Below are 16,585 nucleotides of genomic sequence, written 5' to 3' on the forward strand. Positions count from 1 at the left end.
TAAGTTCTCACCCAAATTAAAGGTTGTCGAGGCAACCCGCTGACTGTACCGACAGAAAACCGGACGGCGGTAGCTTTGTCACCGCTTCTCGTCCCTGTTCAGAGCATAATCGACGCGAGTTGGAACATCACGAGTACCATCGCGACCGCACCGAGGATGACGAAGAGAACGTTCTCGAGCGACGGCTCGCCGGGTTCGATCGGCGTCGAACTGGGTTCCGGTGCGTACGAATCGTTCTCGTCTGCATCGCCAGTCCCGTCTCCGGTCGGTTCGTCCTCGTCGGACGCGTCGGAGAGATCCAGCGGGACCCGGTACTCGTCGTCGGTTCGTTCGGGTCGTCCGATGCGGTCAGCGCGTCTCGCGTGGCCATCATTCTCGAGTCGGTCGCCTCTCGGAGACGCCGTGGTATCCCGGTCGTCCGCGGACCGCGCCGATTCCGCCTCCCCGTCCGAGTACTTGCCGTCCGGAGCTGCCGGCGGCTCACGTCGGTCGTTTCCACCGTCGCTTCCGGACGCGTCGTCTGCCATGGACAGTCCTAACAGGTCCGTCGTCAAAAATCCGCGGTCCGCGCGCGGGCGCGATGTCACATATCGCACTGCCTGCGGACTCAGGCGAGATCGATCTGCTCGTCCCGATCCGTTCGATCGCTGAGGTCGCCGCCGTAGATGACCCCGCGTTCGGCGTCGAGCGTCACGACGCTGCCCTCCCCGGCCTCCGAGAGGTCGGCCCCGCTGATCATCGGGATGTTCATCTCGCGTGCAACCAGCGCCGGGTAGCCGGTTAGTCCGCGCTGGGCGTCGACGATCCCGCCGATCGTCGTCAGATCGCCCTCGAACTCCTCGTCGAAGTCGGCCGCCAGCGAGAGGATCGCTCCCTCGGGGACATCCGAGAGGTCGCCGTCCGTCATTCGGACGAGCGGACCGGTCGTCCGCCCCTCGACGACGACGCGACCGGTCGTCAGCGCCTCCGCGGCGACGTGGACTTTCAGCATGTTCGTCGTGTTCGCGCCCTCGAGTTCGGTCATCATGCCACAGAGGACGACGACGGTGTCGCCGCTGTCGGCCACGCCGGCGTCGAGCGCGGCCTGGACCGCTTTCTCGACGACGGCGTCGGCCCCCTGATCCGACACGCGAGCGTACAGCGGCGTCACACCCCACGAGAGGGCCAGTCGCCGCCGGACCTCGTGACTCGGCGTGGAGGCGACGACCGGAACACCGGGTCGGTACTTCGCCGTTTTCAGCGCTGTGTAGCCGGATTCGGTCGCGGCCACGACCGCGTCCGCCCCGATGTCTCGGGCGAGGAATCGCGCCGAGCGAGCCAGCGCGTCCGTCCGCGCCGGCCCCGCCGCGGGGACGCGTTGCTCGAGCATCTCGGCGTACTCCTCGGAGTTTTCGACCTGCCGGATGATGCTGCCCATCGCGTCGACAACGGAAACGGGGTGGTCGCCGATGGCGGTCTCGGCCGACAGCATCACGCCGTCGGTGCCGTCGAGAACGGCGTTCGCGACGTCCGAGGCCTCGGCCCGCGTGGGGCGGCGAGCGTGGACCATCGAGTCGAGCATCTCCGTCGCCGTGATCACCGGCGATCCCTCGTTGCGACACTTGCGGATGATGCGCTTCTGAATCATCGGGACGTCCTCCATCGGACACTCGACGCCCAGGTCGCCGCGGGCGACCATGATCCCGTAGGCGGCTTCGATGATTTCGTCGAGGTTGTCGACCGCCCCCGCGCGTTCGACCTTCGCGATCAGCGGGATTTCGGCGCCCAGCTCCTCCAGCACCTCGCTGACCGCGTAGACGTCCTCGGCGTCGCGAACGAAACTCGCGGCAACGAAGTCGACCCCCTTCTCGGCGGCCAGTTCGAGGTCCTTGCGGTCGGATTCAGTGACGATGTCGAGGTCGAGGTCCACCCCGGGGACGTTAACGCCCTTTCGACCGCGGAGTTCGCCGCCGGTATCGACCCGCGCTCGGATCGACTCGCCGTCCCGTTCGAGAACGGTCGTCTCGATCAATCCGTCGTCGAGCAGGATGCGATCGCCCCGTTCGACGGCGTCGATCGGCAGCGAGAGGCCCACCGCGTCCGAGGAGGCCTCCTCGCCTTCGACGAACCGGATCTCCGAACCGGTCTCGAGGGTCACCGTCTCCCCCTCCGGAAGCGGCGCGGTACGGATTTCGGGACCTTGCATGTCGAGCATCACCGCGACGGGGGCCTCTCGTTCCTCGTCGACGGCCCGAACGCGGTCGATCAGTTCGGCGCGATCTTCGCGGCTCCCGTGGCTCGCGTTCAGACGGGCAACCGACATCCCGGCGTCGGCGAGCTCCCGGATCGTGTTCCGGTCGCTCGAGGCCGGCCCTAGCGTACAGACAATTTTCGCGTTTCTCATGGCTCGACGTAGCGGGAGTACGGCCAAAAAGATAGGTGGTTTACTCGTCTTCGAGTTGTCTTTCGCCCCGTCGACTGCCACGCGAACGGTTTTCAGCCGGACGATCTACCCGTCGAACGTGGCCACGTACGTATCACTCGTCGACGTCGACGACCGGGACGTACAGAACGCCCAGGAGCTCTCGTCGCTCTGGGGCGAGACCAGGACGGAGTTCGAAGCGCATGAGGCCGACGTGATCGACTCCTATGCGATCCTCGGGGGACACGACTTCCTCGTCCTGTTCGAGGCACCGGACCGAGAGTCTGCGTTCAAGTCGGCGCTGACGCTGCGCCGACACGGGCTGTCGGCGGAGACGATGGAGATCACCCACACCGACGACTTCGCCCACCTGGTCGATGAAGTGTGAGCACTCGTATCAAACCCGACACCCGAGTCGGGCTCGAACGTGACTGCGTCTCGAGCGGTTCGAAGAACGCAGTCGACGGGAATTCGATCCGGCCGACGCGAGGCTACTTGATCTTCTCGCCGATCTCGGCGTCGTCGTGAGTCGTCAGCAGGTCGGCCTCCTCGCCCGCGGCGAGAATCATTCCGTTGGACTCTACGCCGAACAACTTCGCGGGCTCCATGTTCGCGAGGAGCACGCAGTTCGTCCCCGGTAGCTCCTCGAGGTCGTGTAGCTGCTTGATCCCCGCGACGACCTGTCGCGTCTCGAAGCCGATATCGACCTCGAGTTTGGCGAGATCGTCAGCGCCGTCGATCCCCTCAGCCGACTCGATCCGGCCGACGCGGATGTCCAGTTCCTGGAAGTCCTCGAATCCGATTCGATCCTCGAGGAGCGGCTCGAGATCGCCTGTGTCCGTCATATCACCGGATTCGCCCGCGTCGGTGTCGTCAGTTTCGGTTTCGTCGTCGGACTCCGCTTCGTCGTCCGAGGCCGCTTCGACTCGCTCCTCGAGCTTTGCGGTGAGTTCCTCGACGCGGTCGTCCTCGATCTTCGCGAAGAGTTCGCCGGGCTCGTCGAAGCTTCGTGGTGGGGCTTCGAGCGCGTCCTCGAGGTGGGCGTCCGCGACTTCACCGTCCTCGCCGATCTGCTCCCAGAGCAGTTGGGATTTGTCGGGCGTGATCGGCTCTATGAGGATGCCGACGGCCTTGGCGAGTTGGACGCAGTCGCGGATGACCTGCGCTGCCTTCTCGGGTTCCTCGTCCGTGAGCTTCCAGGGCTCGTTGCGCTGGATGTACTCGTTGCCGAACTGGGCGAGTCGCGTCGCGGCGCGGCCGACGCCGCGGAGGTCGTAGTCGTTGACCGCCTCGCGGGTCTCGCCGATCGCGCCCTCGATGCGCTCGCCGACTTCCTCGGAGACATCCGCTTCGGGCGTCCCCTCGTAGTTCCGGTAAGCGAACAGGAGCGAGCGGTACCAGAAGTTGCCGACGGTCCCCACCAGTTCGCCGTTGACCTTCTCCTGGAAGGCTTCCCACGAGAAGTCGACGTCCTGCTGGAGGCCGCCCGTGGTCGTCAGGTAGTAGCGCAGGAGGTCGGGGTGAAAGCCTTCCTCGAGGTACTCCTTCGCCCAGATCGCACGATTCCGGCTGGTCGAGAGTCCCTTCCCGTTGATCGTGATGAAGCCCGTTGCGGCGATTCCGCGAGGGGCGTTGTAGCCGCTTCCCTCGAGCATCGCCGGCCAGAAGATGGCGTGGTGCTGGATGATGTCCCGGCCGATGATGTGAACGATCTCACCCTCGTCTTTCCAGACCTGCTCCCAGTCGTACTCGTCGGTGCCGACGCGCTCGGAGTACTGCTTGGTCGAGGCGATGTACTCGATCGGGGCGTCGACCCAGACGTAGAGGACGAGATCGTCCCCGTCGGCCCCGGCGTCTTCGGCATCCGGATAGTCGATCCCCCAGTCCATATCCCGCGTGATACACCAGTCTTGCAGGCCGTCTTCGATCCACTGCCGGGGCTGGTTGCGCGCGTTCGAGGTTCCCTCGAGACCGTCTAAGAACTCCGTCAGGTACTCCTCGAAGGCCGAGACCTCGAAGAACTTGTGCGCTCGCTGTCGGTACTCGGCCGGGTTGCCGGTGATCGTGCTTTCCGGGTTCTCGACCTCGCCGGGCTCTAAGTGTCGCTGACAGCCCTCGTCGCACTCGTCGCCGCGGGCCTTTGCGCCGCAGTAGGGACAGGTGCCCTCGACGTAGCGATCGGGGAGGTACTGGTCGGCGTCGGGATCGTAGGCGACCTGAATCTCCTTCTCGTAGATGTAGCCCGCCTCGTCCAATTTGCGAACGATCTCCTGGGTCAGTTCCGTGTTCGTCTCGTCGTGGGTGTGCCCGTAGTTGTCGAAGTCGACGTTGAACTTCGGGAACGTCTCTTTATATTGTTCGTGCCAGTCCAGTGCGAAGTCCGCGGGGTCGACGCCCTGCTGCTCGGCGTTGACGGCGACCGGGGTGCCGTGCATGTCGGAGCCACAGACGTAGGCCGTCTCCTGGCCTAACGTCTCGAGCGAGCGGTTGAACGCGTCGGCGCCGATGTACCCCCGCAGGTGGCCGATGTGCAGGTCGCCGTTGGCGTACGGCAACCCGCAGGTCACGACCGCGGGTCTGTCCGTCGGAAATTCGTCGGTGCTCATATCTGTGTGGTGTCGGTGGCGGGCGTAAAACCCGCCGGTTTTCGGTCGTCGGTCGGTTCACGAGCGATACCGGTCGCTTGCGAGCGAGCGGTCGAGACTGACTCGAGTTTCGACGCCACGCGACCGTCGTATGACCGACGTGTTCGCAGCGTTCCACCCGGTGCGGTACCGTCGCTACGGGCGCATCAGAAGAGCGTCGCGGACGGTACGCGTCATCGATTCCGAGTTGTGGATGTCCCTATATAAGTGTTCGGCCCCGCGACTCGCGTCCGCCTCGGACGATCGTCTCTCGATGCCGATAGACGCGCAGTTATTGTCCGGATACGGACCACAAAAACCTGATTTCCGATTTCGACGATCGCGTACTGTTTTGACATATCCGATAGCAACCCCCGACTATGAGTTCACTCGACGTTCCGCGCGAGCAGTGGGCGACCCGTGCCGGATTCATTCTCGCTGCCGTCGGTAGCGCAGTCGGACTCGGGAACATTTGGCGATTCCCGTTCCTAACGGCGGAATCGGGCGGGGCGGTGTTCGTGCTCGTCTACCTGCTCCTCGTCGCGCTCATCGGGCTCCCGGTAATGCTCGTCGAGTTCGTCATCGGGCGACGATCGGAGCGGAATCCGATCGGCGCGTTCAGACGCCTCGGCCATCCGTCCTGGAAGTTCGCCGGAGTGATCGGTGCACTCGCGGGCTTCATCATCCTGTCGTACTACAGTGTCGTCGGCGGGTGGGTACTCCAGTACATCGTCGCCAGCTTTTCGGGCGGCTACGGCGGAGACCCGGAAACGTTCTTCGTCGAGACCGCGTCCGGGACGGACGCGATCGTCTCCCACGCCGTATTCATGGGGCTCGTGGCCGGTATCGTCGCTCTCGGCGTCCGAAACGGACTGGAGAGGGCGGCGAAGGTGATGGTGCCGAGCGTCATCGTGCTCCTCGTGGCCCTCGCGGGGTACGGCGCTACGCTCCCGAACGCGAACGAGGGGTACCAGTTTTACCTCAACCCGGACGTGAGCACGTTCGCGTCCGACGCCGTTTCGATTCTGCCGGCCGCGGCGGGTCAGGCGTTTTTCACCCTGTCGCTCGGGATGGGCGTGATGATCACCTACTCCTCGTACCTGGGCGAAGACCGGAACCTGCTCAACGATTCGCTCATCATCGTCGCGATCGACACGTTCATTGCGCTCCTCGCGGGACTCGTCGCCTTCCCGTTCCTCGCCTCGCAGGGAGTGGATCTCGAAACCGGCGGCGGCGGCGCTGGCGCCGTCTTCATCAGCCTCGCGACCGCGTTCGAGTCCATGCCGGCGGGCCATCTCGTCGGCGGCGTCTTCTTCATCATGCTGGCGATCGCCGCGCTGTCCAGCGCGTTCAGCATCCTCGAGGTCGTCGTCTCGTTCGTGATCGATACGTTCGACGTCGGTCGCGTCCCGGCAACGGTCGGGATCACGGCCGTCATCTTCGTCGTGGGCATCCCGACCGCGATCGACCTGAACTACCTCGACGCCTACGACCTGTTCGCGAACAACATCTTGCTCATCGTCGGCGGACTGGTGCTCTCGATCTTCATCGGCTGGATCTACGCGCCTAACGCGCTCGAGGAACTGGGTCAAGGGCGGACCGGAGACGGTGCATTCGACGCGTACTGGATCAACGTTGTTCGGTTCGTCGTCCCCATAGTACTCCTCTACACGGTATATCTCGCCGTCGTAGAGTACGTCGAGTTCATTCAGGGAACGTTCCTCTGATTCGATCTGCAAAACCGATAACGTGAACGGGCGAGCGGCATGGACGACCGAATTACCATCCTCTCCCGACTCGATCGACGCCCGCGATCGCGAGTCTCGAAACCGTCGCCCTACCGTTCGTCGACCGCCTCTCGATCCGCGTCCCAAATTTCCGGCAGCAGTTCGTGTCGGCTGGCAAAGAGCAGTCCCAGTCCGACCAGTAGCGGCCCGAAAAATAGCACTGCGAACGCGATTCTCCCGGGTGCGAGGACCGGCGCGACCGCGGCACCGACCCACGCGAGCCAGGCCAGCGCCTCCCACGCCTCCCCGTCGTAGAGTCGCCAGACGGCGATCGAGAGGAGGAAACCGCCGAGTGCAGCCGAAAGCGGTGCCGGCTCGGCGACGAGCGAGAGACCGACGATCGCCGCGAACCCGACGACTGCAATTCCATCCTGACGATCGAGCGTCATGGTGATCTCTGAGCGCGGAGGTCGAAAACGCGTATCGATTTCGTCTCGCGGTCGCCGATCGCTCGTCGCTTACTCGTCGCTCGCGACGGGCACGCTGGCACGCACCTCGAGTCGATCCAGATCCCCGATAAACGAAGCCAACATCTCCCGAGTCACGTGGGGCATACAGACCACTCGGAGCTCACCCGTCCCGGTTCTCGAGATCCGCCACCCCTCGTCCCGCAGCGCCTCGAACGTCGACCGCGGCAGGTCGGCCGCGACGAGCGGCAAGGTGGGATCGACGACGTCGTAGCCCCGCTTTTCCAACGCGTCCGCGAGCCACTCGGCGTTGCGCTGGGAGCGGTCGTACTGGCGACGGTAGCCGTCGGGCCACAGCTCGTCCATCGCCGCCACGGCGCTTGCGACCCCCGCTCCGGACCGCGTCCCCGTCAGCGTCGCCTGCGAGGTCGACTCGAGGTAGGGCGTGTCGACGGCGAGTTCGTCGAGCAGGTCGTCCGAGCGAACCAATAACCCACCCGCGGGAACTGCGGCCTGCCCCATCTTGTGCGGATCAATCGCCATCGTGTCGACCGCGGCGTGACCGAAGTGCCACTCGTAGTCGGTAAACGGCAGGACGAACCCACCCCAGGCGGCGTCGACGTGCAGCAGCGCTCCGACCGACCGAACGATCTCGCCGAGTTCGGGGATCGGATCCACGCGGCCGTACTCGGTCGTTCCCGCGACGCCGACCACCATGGCCGTCTCCGCATCGACGCAGGAGCGGACGGCCTCGAGATCGGCCCGGAAGTCGTCGTCCGTGGGAACGATTCGCAACTCCACCCCGAGAACGTCGGCGGCTTTCTGGAAGCTGAAGTGTGCCGATTCGGGCATGATGACGTTCGGCGTCCGCGTTTCGGCGCGCTCGCGAGCGATCCGCACCGCCTGGATGTTCGCTTCCGTTCCGCCGCTGGCGACGTAGCCGGCGGGATCCTCGAGACCAGCAATCTCTCCCAGCGTGGCGATCGCAGCTTCCTCGAGGGTCGCCACGTTCGGATACGTCCCCGGATCGCCGGGATTCGTCGCGAGAAAGCGTTCGGCCGCCTCGCGTGCGACCGGGTGGGGCGCCGTACACATCGACGAGAGCACCCGATCGAACGACTGCGGCTCGATTTGCATATCATGCACAAGTATGTTCGCTGATTTCAACGTTGCGCTTAGGGCCGATAGCGACGACTGTAGCGCTGTGTCAGAGATAGCAAAACGTTCAACGAAGATACAGATCGTTTTGTGGACACTCACCGACAATCTTCACGGTGGAAGACACGTTCCCTCAACGTCTGAGAGGACTCGTTCGGGCGTCGAACGAACCGCGTACCGCCATACTGCGGTATCGGTTCAGGGGTCGAAGCGTCAGGACCACCGCAGCCATCGAACGGCCGCAGTCGGTACCGATCGACGGACAGCACCGCACTGCGCCACGATCCAAAAATATTGATAAGAAGTCGGACGGTACCTCTCGGTAATGCTCACGACAGCATCCCGACTCGCCGAGTACGGCGGCACCGTGGGCGGCGTTCTCCTCCTGTTGCTCGTCGGCCTCTTTCACGGAACGGAGGTGCAAACTGTCACCGTTGATCTACTCGCGGTAACCGTTCGAGTCGTCTTCCTCGAGGCGCTGTCGGCGGTCGCGGTGTTCACCGGGTTCGTCACGCTCACCGGACTATTGCTGGCCCGTGAGGTGTGGACGAGCCGCGAGTCGCTCGAACGGCTACCTGACGGGCCGCGGCTGACGGCGATCGTCCCCGTCTACCGCGATCACGAAGTCATGGACGTCAGCGTCGAGAGCCTCCGTGAAAGCGCCTACGAGAACCTCGAGATCGTGATCGTCGCCGAACCGAACGACGAACCGACGCTCCGACGGGCCCGCGAACTCGCGGCCGCCCACGAGTCGGTGGAGTGTGCGATCAACGGCCGGCCGGGATCGAAAGCAGGCGCGATCAACTACGCCGTCCGCGCGTACGACACCGAGTACGTCGCCGTCTTCGACGCCGACGAGTGGATCGCCCCCGAGTTCCTGCCGACCGCGATGGGCGAACTGCTCGACGGCGCGGACGTCTTTCAGGGTCGGCGCGTCCCGCGCCCGACCGGCATCGTCGAGACCGTCGCCTACTGCGAGCGAATCGTCTTCCACGCGAGCTACAAGCTGGTCGAACTGTTCGACTTTACGAACTGCCGCAGTTCGTCGACCGCGTTCACCCGCGAGGCCTTCGAACGAGTCGGCGGCTACGACGATATGCTCACGGAGGATCTCGACTTCGCTCACGCCTGTTACCGCGAGGGACTGGACGTCAGGCAGGCCCGCCAGTGTACGAACACGATGGAGGCCCCCCACACCTGGACCGATCTCTGGGGGCAGCGCAAACGCTGGCGCGTCGGTCAGATCGAGGTGTTGCACGCGACCGTCGTCGACCTCCTCCGGGGTCGAGTCGGCCGCCGCGGCGCCATCTCGATCGGCCGAATGTGCTCGAGCCTGCTCGGGAGCCTCTTCACCCTCGCGCTCGCCTCGAAACTCCTCCTCCTGCTCGTCCTCGACGTCGAATCGGCCTTCCTGATTCCGTTCACGTTCCTCGTCGGCAGTATCGGCCTCGTCGCCTGGCGCGACGCTCGAGACGGCCGGATCGACGACCTCCGCTGGAGCGTCGTCCTCGCGCCGCTGTTGTATCCCGCGTTCGGAATTCTCACGCTCAAGTCGCTGTTCGAGTACGGACTCAGCTGGGACGGAAGCTGGTATCACGTCGAAAAGACGGGGAGCTGACGGTCGCGAGACGCGGCTATCGGAGCGTTATCGAACCGAGTCGAGCAGCAGTTTCTGCTCGGTCCGTTTGACTTCGTGCTGGACGTCGCGAACGGCGTCGATGTTCGCCGAAATCGAACTCACGCCCTCGTCGACGAGGAACTGGACCATCTCCGGTTTGGAGCCTGCCTGGCCGCAGATGCTCGTTTCGACGTCGTGTTCGCGACAGGTCTCGATGACGGTCCCGATCAGTTTCAGGATCGACGGATGGAGTTCGTCGAAGCGGTCGGCGACGTGTTCGTTGTTCCGGTCGACCGCGAGCGTGTACTGGGTGAGGTCGTTGGTCCCGAAAGAAGCGAAATCGATGCCCGCCTCGGCCATTCCCTCGACCGACAGCGCGGAGGCCGGCGTCTCGATCATCGCACCCCACTTGCGCTTTGCGGGGTCGATGCCCGCCTCTTCCATCAGCCGCTTGGCCTGGTAGATGTCCTCGGCGTCGTTGACCAGCGGGAACATGATCTCGACGTTGTCGTACCCCATCTCGTACAGTCGACGGAACGCCTCGAGTTCGTGGGCGAAGACGTCGGGTCGGTCGAGCGAGCGTCGGATGCCCCGGTAGCCGAGCATCGGGTTGTGCTCCTTTGGCTCGTCCTCGCCGCCCTCGAGTTGGCGGAACTCGTCGGTCGGCGCGTCGAGCGTGCGCACGCGGACGGGTCGGGGGTAGAACTCGTCGGCGACGCCGCGGATGCCCTCGACGAGCTCCGTGATATAGGCGTTCTCGCCGTTTTCCTCGATGTAGTTGGCGGGCGTCTGGTTCAGCGAGAGGATCATGTGTTCCGTGCGGAGCAGGCCGACGCCGTCGGCGCCCGTCGCGGCCGCACGTTCGGCGGCTTCGGGAATCGAGACGTTGACCTTCACCTCGGTCGCGGTCATCGGCTTGACCGGCGACTGCGGACGAACCTCCTCGACTGGCTCGGTCTCCTCGTCCGGTTCGACCTTTTGGCCCTCGAGGACGGCACCCTTGTCGCCGTCGAGCGTGACGATCTGGCCGTCCTCGAGGACGGTCGTGGCGTTCGTCGTGCCGACGATTGCCGGCACGCCGAGTTCGCGGGAAACGATGGCGGCGTGGCTGGTCATGCCGCCCTCGTCGGTGATGATCCCCGAGGCGCGTTTCATCGCGGGAACCATATCCGGCATCGTCATCTCGGTGACGATAATGTCTCCCTCCTTGACCTTGTCCAGGTCGTCGAGTTTCAGGACGATCTGTGCGGCCCCGCTGACGGTGCCCGGACTCGAGCCGAGCCCGTCGACGATGACGTCGCCGGAACTGGCGCTCGAGCCGCCGCCACCGCCGGAGGCGGCTTGTGTCCCGCCGCTGCCGCTGCCGTCGGTGACGCCCTTCGCGGCGTTGACGGCACCGCTCGCACCGGGTGCCTCGGCTCCGCTGCCACCCTCGTCGATGGTGGTGATCGGTCTGGACTGCAGCATGTAAACGTCCCCGTCGATGATGGCCCACTCGACGTCCTGTGGGGTGTCGTAGTGGTCCTCGACGCGCTCGCCGAGTTCGACGAGTGTGTCGATCTCGTCGTCGCTGAGCACGCGGGCGTTTCGTTTGTCCGCGGGTACCTCGCGCTCGACGGTCTCGCCCGTTTCCTCGTCTTTTTCGTGCATCACCTTCTTTTCGGCGACGGTCACGTCGATCTCGTCGTCGTTGCGCGGGACGACGTAGTTGTCCGGCGAGACGGCGCCGGAGACGACGGCCTCGCCCAGTCCCCACGCGGCCTCGATGATCATCGTCGGATCGCCCGTCGAGGGGTGGCTCGTGAACATCACGCCCGATTTCTCGGCGTCGACCATCTGCTGGACGACGACCGCGATGTTGACCGCGGAGTGGTCGAAGCCCTGCTCCTGGCGGTAGTAGATCGCTCGTTGAGTGAACAGCGACGCCCAGCACTCGCGAACGCGATCGAGGAGGGCCCCCTCGGTCACGTTCAGGAACGTCTCCTGTTGCCCCGCAAAGGAGGCGTCGGGCAGGTCCTCAGCCGTCGCCGACGAGCGGACGGCGACGAACGCCTCGCCGTTGCCGACCTCGCGGTAGGATGCGAGGATCTCCTCGCGCAGGTCGTCGGGGAACGGCGTCTCGAGGATGAGTTCCTGTGCGCGGTCGGCCGCGGTCGCGAGCGCGCTCGAGTCGTCGACATCGACCTCGACGGCCTCGAACAGTTCCTCGTCGATTTCGGCGTCTTCGATAAACGATCGATAGGTTCCGGCGGTTACTACGAATCCCGGCGGTACGGGCAGCCCAGCACCCGTAAGCTCGCCCAGGGAGGCGCCTTTGCCGCCGACCTTCTCGAGGTCGCCGGCACTGATCTCGTCCAGCCAGAGTACAGCCATCTCTAGTGGCGTGGACACCCGAGCGAATAAAAAGGGTTGCGAACAGTCGCGCTGATTCGCAACTCGGGACCGAATGAGTTTCGACGGTAGGCGCCGGTTTATCGCCGGTTCCGGCAATTCTTCTGGATCGACGTGCGGCCGGCAGAGCGGTCGAATGGCTACACGTTTCTGGCGATCGTCAGGTAGCCCGTGTGGCCGACCGGTGCGGTCGACGGTCGCGAGCCCCGGTCGTCGAACTGCATCTCTCGCTGGATCGTCTCCCGAGTGCGGACGTTCGACAGGCCGGCCTCGCGGGCCGTCTCGACGACCGCGCGAGTCGACTCGATGAAGGGGCTGTAGACCGCGACGAACCCGCCCTCGACCAGCAGCTCGGGGGCGTGCCCGACCAGATCCGCGGCGTCGCCGGTGTCGAGCGTCATCACGTCGAACGACGAGAGGTCGAGTTCCTCGACGTCCTCGGTCAGGTCGCCCGTTCGGACGTCGACGGCCTCGGCGACTCCGCCCAACTTCATGTTCTCGCGCGCGACGTCGGCGAACTCCGGGTCGCGCTCGTAGGTCACGACCGATGCCCCGGCGCGGGCCATCGACGCCGAGAGCACACCCGTTCCGGTGCCGGTGTCGAGCACCCGATCTCCCTGTGCGATCCCCGTCTCGCCGATGATCAGGCCGATGTCGCGGGGGACCATCGGCGCACCCGTTCGCTCGAAGTGATGAAAGAGGTCCGGGCCGCGCAGTCTGCGGACCCGAAACTCGTCGCCCAGGTGGGTCTCGATCGTGTCGCCCGGCTGAACGTCTTCCGGCACCTCGAGGACGCCTAGATCGGTCCCCTGCTCCCCGCCGGGTTCGACGAGATACGTGCGGTCTTCGCGGACGAGGAGAACGGGAACGCGGTCGCTTTCGGCGTCGGGTTCGGCCTCGTCGCCGGCTCCGGCTTCCGCATCCGCTTTCGAACCAGTTTCGCCCGCCGCGTCGTCGTCGACGCCCGAATCGCGCTCGTTCACGTCCGTCACTCGAGGGACTCGACTGCCGCGGCGAGGTCGCCGTCGACGTCCTCGAGGGCCTCGCGGGCCTCGTCCTCGCTGACGCCGGTGCGGGCCGCAACGAGTTCGACGTCGTCGTCGGGGATCGCACTGCCGGCGTCCCCGTCGGCCCCGGCGTCGGCGCTCCCGCCTGCGGCACCGGATTCGACCTGTTCCGGCGAGCCGATGACCTGGTAGGTCTCCTGACCGCGAGCGTCCATCTTCGTGACTTCGGCGTCGTTGAAGACGAGGTCGTACTCGTCGGTGCGGATGATTACCTCTTCGGCGTCGATATCCTCGACGTCGATCCCCATCTGTTCCATCATCTGTTCCATCTTGCGCGGGTTCAGTCCGCCGCCTCCTCCGAACATACCCGACACGTCGCCACCAGCCACCTTTTACCCTGCGGTCTTGCGTGAAGGAGAGTCCCTCGATGCGGATCGTACGCCGCGACAGAGAGAACGGATTGCACGGCGTTGTTCCAGACGTGTTTCTCGGCCGTCGCGTACCTCCGCGATAACTCGAACGACTCGGGCCTATTTCTCCGCTGGCGCACCCTCGCGCACGTTCACTGCCATCCCCGTCTCGAAGTCCTCGATAGCCTCGGCGCCGAGTCGTGCGGTTCCGACGGCGATTACCTCTCCGCGCTCGTGGACCACCACCACCTCGTCGCCCGGCCGGACTTCCGGGCCGACCTCGAGGACGAACTTCGTGAAGACGTTCTTCTCGTCGCGGACGAACGGTTCGCTCTCGTCGTCGACGACGACGCGGTAGGCCGGATGCTCGAGTGCCGCGTGGAGCCGACGACCACCCTCGAGTCCGAGCGTAAAGCGGCCGTCGGTACCGAAGGAAACGAGACGGCCGGCATCGGCGTGGACCTGCTGGGGGCGACCCGAGGTCGTCCGTTTGACCGTCAGCGATTCCGCGGGCGGGAACAGCGCGTCGCCCGCCCCTGCGCCGAACTGGTAGTCCGCAATCGTGCGGAGATTCGAAAGCCCCGCGAGCCCGTTTTCGTCTCCAGTGTCGCTCATTGCGTGGCGTTTCGTGCGGGCGGTCGAAAGCCCTTCGACCTCGAGCGCCGCGTGATCAGGTCCGAACCGTCTCCGATGATCTCGATCTATCTACTCGAGATAAATGACAGTGAATGAGATGAAAACGAGATAGAGAACGTTATAATACTCGATTCTGTAGTGCCGCTATCCAATGGACGTCACGCAAATCGGCCTCGGGGCTGCCCTCCTCGTCCTCGGCACCCTGACGCTGGCCGGCCCGGCCTCGCTCGTCTCGGGTCCGACGACCTATCTTCTGGCGGGTGTGACGCTGCTCGTTACCGGCTACGCACTGCTGGTCGGTCTCTGGCGAAGTCAGTACCCGCATCGATCCTGATCGATCGCCGCGAATCGTCCGCGACGACCGAGAGCGGCACGCGGAACGCGCCTACAGCAGAAACGTCTCGTGGCGCTCGCCGAGGTCGAGGAACGAGTCCGCCGCGTCGATGAGTTCTTCGGCCGTCGAGGACTCGAACGCCATCACCTCGACGCGAACGCCTTCGTGGCGCAGGTGCGAGCAGAGCCGCGAGAAGTCGCCGTCGCCCGTACAGAGGACGAGCGTATCGATGTGATTCGCGAGCGTGATCGCGTCGAGACTCATCCCGACGTCCCAGTCGGCCTTCTTCGTGCCGTCCGAGAACGTCTTGATGTCCTTGATCTTCGGCTCGAAGCCGATATCGACCAGCGCCTCGAAGAAGCTCTCTTCCTCCGGCGAGTCCGCGCGGATCACGTACGCGATGGCGCGAGTCAGCTGGCGGTCCTGGACGGCCTTATCGAGGAGCGCGGAGTAGTCGATATTTCGACTGTGGAGGCTCTGTGCCGTGTGATAGAGGTTCTGGGCGTCGACCAGGACGGCGACGCGCTGGCCGGGGTGAATTTCGGTCATGGATTACATTGTATCGGCAATCGTTAAAAAGGCGCGTCGTTGGGTCCGTATTTGCGGGCCTCGACCTCGGCATCTTGGGGCACGCAGCCGATATCACTCACGCTCGAGGGATCGATCGTCGCTCGAGTCGGCAGCCGACCGGTGCGGTCGCTCCGGACGGTCGAAACGGCGGCCAAAATATCGTCGACTGTAACCGATCGGCAGCCGTTAGCTGCGGAGCTTCTCGATGCGCTTTTCGGTCGGCGGGTGGGTCGCGAACAGCTGTGCCATGAGGCTCTTGTCGGAGTTGAAGATACAGAGCGCGTTCATGCTGTCTTCGACCTGCGACTCGCGGCCCTGGGACCCGCTCGAGATTTTCTCGAGTGCGCGTGCGAGCGGGTCGCCGCTGCCGATGTACTGTCGCGCGTCGTCGTCGGCAACGTACTCGCGGTACCGCGAGATGGCGAGCACGAAGACCATCACGAGCATGTTCGCGAGCGTGGAGGCGACCATCGCGAGGATGTAGGTGCCGATGTTGCGCTCGCCGCCCATCAGGACCGCGAAGTAGGCGACGTAGCCGACCATCATCCCGATCGACTGGCCGACGACCATCGTGATGACGTCCCGGTTTTTGATGTGGGCGATCTCGTGGGCGATGACGCCCTCGAGTTCGTCGCGCTCGAGCAACTGCATGAGCTCCGTCGAGACGCAGACGACGCCGGCGCCTTTCCGGCCGACGGCGAAGGCGTTGGGGACGCCCATCTCCATCACCATCAGCTTCGGTTTCTTGACGCCCATATCGCGGGAGAGCGATTCGGTCATCTGGTGGACCTCGCGATACTGGCCCTCGTCGGGCATCTCCTCGGCTTTTCTGGTCGCCAGCCACTTTCCGAGTTTGTACTGGAACGCGGGGAGAATGATGATACCAGCGGGTAGTATCAACAGGGGATCGACGCCGAACATCAGTGCGAGCACCGTCGCTGCACCGACGTAGAAGGCGAACAGGATGGCCCCGACGACGACCATCCGTACTTTTAGTCCGAAGTCTGTCATACTCAGTCGTACGTACTACTCCGGGATAAATTACGCGAAACGTCATGTCAATTAGTGGCACAACCCGGACGAGCCGACGGATCGAAGTCACAACGGATAAGGTCGTCCGTTCCGACCGTTCGCACATGCGTCACGTCGCTCACCCGACCGCTGGCCCTGCCGTGAGCGACGCCGCCGTTCGTTTTTCGAAACGCAAACGTCCGTGAGATGTGCTCGAGGCGGGCGTAGCAC

General features: G+C 64.7%; 15 protein-coding genes. 4 read left to right on the forward strand and 11 right to left on the reverse strand.

Annotated elements, in window-relative coordinates:
• Positions 1 to 98: 98 nt before the first annotated feature.
• Complete coding sequence (locus ACSFC5_RS14815; protein WP_440766009.1) at positions 99 to 527, reverse strand: DUF7312 domain-containing protein; 429 nt, start codon at positions 525 to 527, stop codon at positions 99 to 101.
• 80 nt (positions 528 to 607) lie between these two features.
• Complete coding sequence (gene pyk, locus ACSFC5_RS14820) at positions 608 to 2,383, reverse strand: pyruvate kinase (RefSeq protein ID WP_440766010.1); 1,776 nt, start codon at positions 2,381 to 2,383, stop codon at positions 608 to 610.
• Between the two features lie 118 nt (positions 2,384 to 2,501).
• On the opposite strand from pyk, the gene ACSFC5_RS14825 reads away from it, so the two are divergent.
• Positions 2,502 to 2,789 (forward strand): GYD domain-containing protein, encoded by a 288-nt coding sequence (locus ACSFC5_RS14825; RefSeq protein ID WP_440766011.1) that lies wholly within the window; start codon positions 2,502 to 2,504, stop codon positions 2,787 to 2,789.
• Between the two features lie 103 nt (positions 2,790 to 2,892).
• Here ACSFC5_RS14825 and metG read toward each other — a convergent pair whose 3' ends face one another.
• A complete protein-coding gene (metG, locus tag ACSFC5_RS14830) occupies positions 2,893 to 5,007 on the reverse strand; it encodes a methionine--tRNA ligase (RefSeq protein ID WP_440766012.1) in 2,115 nt (704 codons plus the stop codon).
• A gap of 398 nt (positions 5,008 to 5,405) precedes the next feature.
• Between metG and ACSFC5_RS14835 the strand changes: the two genes are divergently transcribed.
• Positions 5,406 to 6,752 carry a sodium-dependent transporter gene (locus ACSFC5_RS14835; RefSeq protein ID WP_440766013.1) on the forward strand — a complete coding sequence of 449 codons (1,347 nt, stop codon included), beginning with the start codon at positions 5,406 to 5,408 and terminating at the stop codon, positions 6,750 to 6,752.
• A gap of 110 nt (positions 6,753 to 6,862) precedes the next feature.
• Here the strand turns inward: ACSFC5_RS14835 and ACSFC5_RS14840 are convergent, their stop codons facing one another.
• Entirely contained in the window at positions 6,863 to 7,201 is a 339-nt protein-coding gene (locus ACSFC5_RS14840) for a hypothetical protein (RefSeq protein ID WP_440766014.1), read from the reverse strand.
• 69 nt (positions 7,202 to 7,270) lie between these two features.
• A complete protein-coding gene (mfnA, locus tag ACSFC5_RS14845) occupies positions 7,271 to 8,356 on the reverse strand; it encodes a tyrosine decarboxylase MfnA (protein ID WP_440766015.1) in 1,086 nt (361 codons plus the stop codon).
• A gap of 346 nt (positions 8,357 to 8,702) precedes the next feature.
• Between mfnA and ACSFC5_RS14850 the strand changes: the two genes are divergently transcribed.
• Positions 8,703 to 9,995 (forward strand): glycosyltransferase family 2 protein, encoded by a 1,293-nt coding sequence (locus ACSFC5_RS14850; protein ID WP_440766016.1) that lies wholly within the window; start codon positions 8,703 to 8,705, stop codon positions 9,993 to 9,995.
• A 27-nt stretch (positions 9,996 to 10,022) separates the two neighbouring features.
• Here ACSFC5_RS14850 and ppsA read toward each other — a convergent pair whose 3' ends face one another.
• The 4 genes from ppsA to ACSFC5_RS14870 all read right to left on the reverse strand — a co-directional run bounded on the left by ppsA (position 10,023) and on the right by ACSFC5_RS14870 (position 14,418).
• Positions 10,023 to 12,368, reverse strand: a complete 2,346-nt coding sequence (ppsA, locus tag ACSFC5_RS14855; protein WP_440766017.1) for a phosphoenolpyruvate synthase — start codon at positions 12,366 to 12,368, stop codon at positions 10,023 to 10,025.
• Positions 12,369 to 12,526: 158 nt separating this feature from the next.
• Entirely contained in the window at positions 12,527 to 13,378 is an 852-nt protein-coding gene (locus ACSFC5_RS14860; protein ID WP_440766018.1) for a 50S ribosomal protein L11 methyltransferase, read from the reverse strand.
• A complete protein-coding gene (locus ACSFC5_RS14865) occupies positions 13,375 to 13,758 on the reverse strand; it encodes a nascent polypeptide-associated complex protein (protein ID WP_440766019.1) in 384 nt (127 codons plus the stop codon). The genes ACSFC5_RS14860 and ACSFC5_RS14865 overlap by 4 nt, the downstream gene beginning before the upstream one ends.
• Positions 13,759 to 13,923: 165 nt before the next feature.
• A complete protein-coding gene (locus ACSFC5_RS14870; protein ID WP_440766020.1) occupies positions 13,924 to 14,418 on the reverse strand; it encodes a PUA domain-containing protein in 495 nt (164 codons plus the stop codon).
• A 172-nt stretch (positions 14,419 to 14,590) separates the two neighbouring features.
• Here ACSFC5_RS14870 and ACSFC5_RS14875 point away from each other — a divergent pair, with 172 nt between their 5' ends.
• Positions 14,591 to 14,773, forward strand: coding sequence for a hypothetical protein (locus tag ACSFC5_RS14875; RefSeq protein WP_440766021.1), 183 nt, complete (start codon positions 14,591 to 14,593; stop codon positions 14,771 to 14,773).
• A gap of 51 nt (positions 14,774 to 14,824) precedes the next feature.
• Here the strand turns inward: ACSFC5_RS14875 and ACSFC5_RS14880 are convergent, their stop codons facing one another.
• Complete coding sequence (locus tag ACSFC5_RS14880; protein WP_006089106.1) at positions 14,825 to 15,322, reverse strand: LabA-like NYN domain-containing protein; 498 nt, start codon at positions 15,320 to 15,322, stop codon at positions 14,825 to 14,827.
• Between the two features lie 207 nt (positions 15,323 to 15,529).
• Positions 15,530 to 16,354, reverse strand: coding sequence for a M48 family metallopeptidase (locus tag ACSFC5_RS14885; protein ID WP_440766022.1), 825 nt, complete (start codon positions 16,352 to 16,354; stop codon positions 15,530 to 15,532).
• Positions 16,355 to 16,585 lie beyond the last annotated feature (231 nt).

Source organism: Natronorubrum marinum, from assembly GCF_052040125.1.
Lineage (GTDB): Archaea > Halobacteriota > Halobacteria > Halobacteriales > Natrialbaceae > Natronorubrum.

Excerpts from the sequence above, each read along its gene's own strand:
- ACSFC5_RS14815 (WP_440766009.1), bottom strand. The coding sequence starts at position 527 with ATGGCAGACGACGCGTCCGGAAGCGACGGTGGAAACGACCGACGTGAG.
- pyk (WP_440766010.1), bottom strand. The coding sequence starts at position 2,383 with ATGAGAAACGCGAAAATTGTCTGTACGCTAGGGCCGGCCTCGAGCGAC.
- metG (WP_440766012.1), bottom strand. The coding sequence starts at position 5,007 with ATGAGCACCGACGAATTTCCGACGGACAGACCCGCGGTCGTGACCTGC.
- ACSFC5_RS14835 (WP_440766013.1), top strand. The coding sequence starts at position 5,406 with ATGAGTTCACTCGACGTTCCGCGCGAGCAGTGGGCGACCCGTGCCGGA.
- ACSFC5_RS14840 (WP_440766014.1), bottom strand. The coding sequence starts at position 7,201 with ATGACGCTCGATCGTCAGGATGGAATTGCAGTCGTCGGGTTCGCGGCG.
- mfnA (WP_440766015.1), bottom strand. The coding sequence starts at position 8,356 with ATGCAAATCGAGCCGCAGTCGTTCGATCGGGTGCTCTCGTCGATGTGT.
- ACSFC5_RS14850 (WP_440766016.1), top strand. The coding sequence starts at position 8,703 with ATGCTCACGACAGCATCCCGACTCGCCGAGTACGGCGGCACCGTGGGC.
- ppsA (WP_440766017.1), bottom strand. The coding sequence starts at position 12,368 with ATGGCTGTACTCTGGCTGGACGAGATCAGTGCCGGCGACCTCGAGAAG.
- ACSFC5_RS14865 (WP_440766019.1), bottom strand. The coding sequence starts at position 13,758 with ATGTTCGGAGGAGGCGGCGGACTGAACCCGCGCAAGATGGAACAGATG.
- ACSFC5_RS14870 (WP_440766020.1), bottom strand. The coding sequence starts at position 14,418 with ATGAGCGACACTGGAGACGAAAACGGGCTCGCGGGGCTTTCGAATCTC.
- ACSFC5_RS14875 (WP_440766021.1), top strand. The coding sequence starts at position 14,591 with ATGGACGTCACGCAAATCGGCCTCGGGGCTGCCCTCCTCGTCCTCGGC.
- ACSFC5_RS14880 (WP_006089106.1), bottom strand. The coding sequence starts at position 15,322 with ATGACCGAAATTCACCCCGGCCAGCGCGTCGCCGTCCTGGTCGACGCC.
- ACSFC5_RS14885 (WP_440766022.1), bottom strand. The coding sequence starts at position 16,354 with ATGACAGACTTCGGACTAAAAGTACGGATGGTCGTCGTCGGGGCCATC.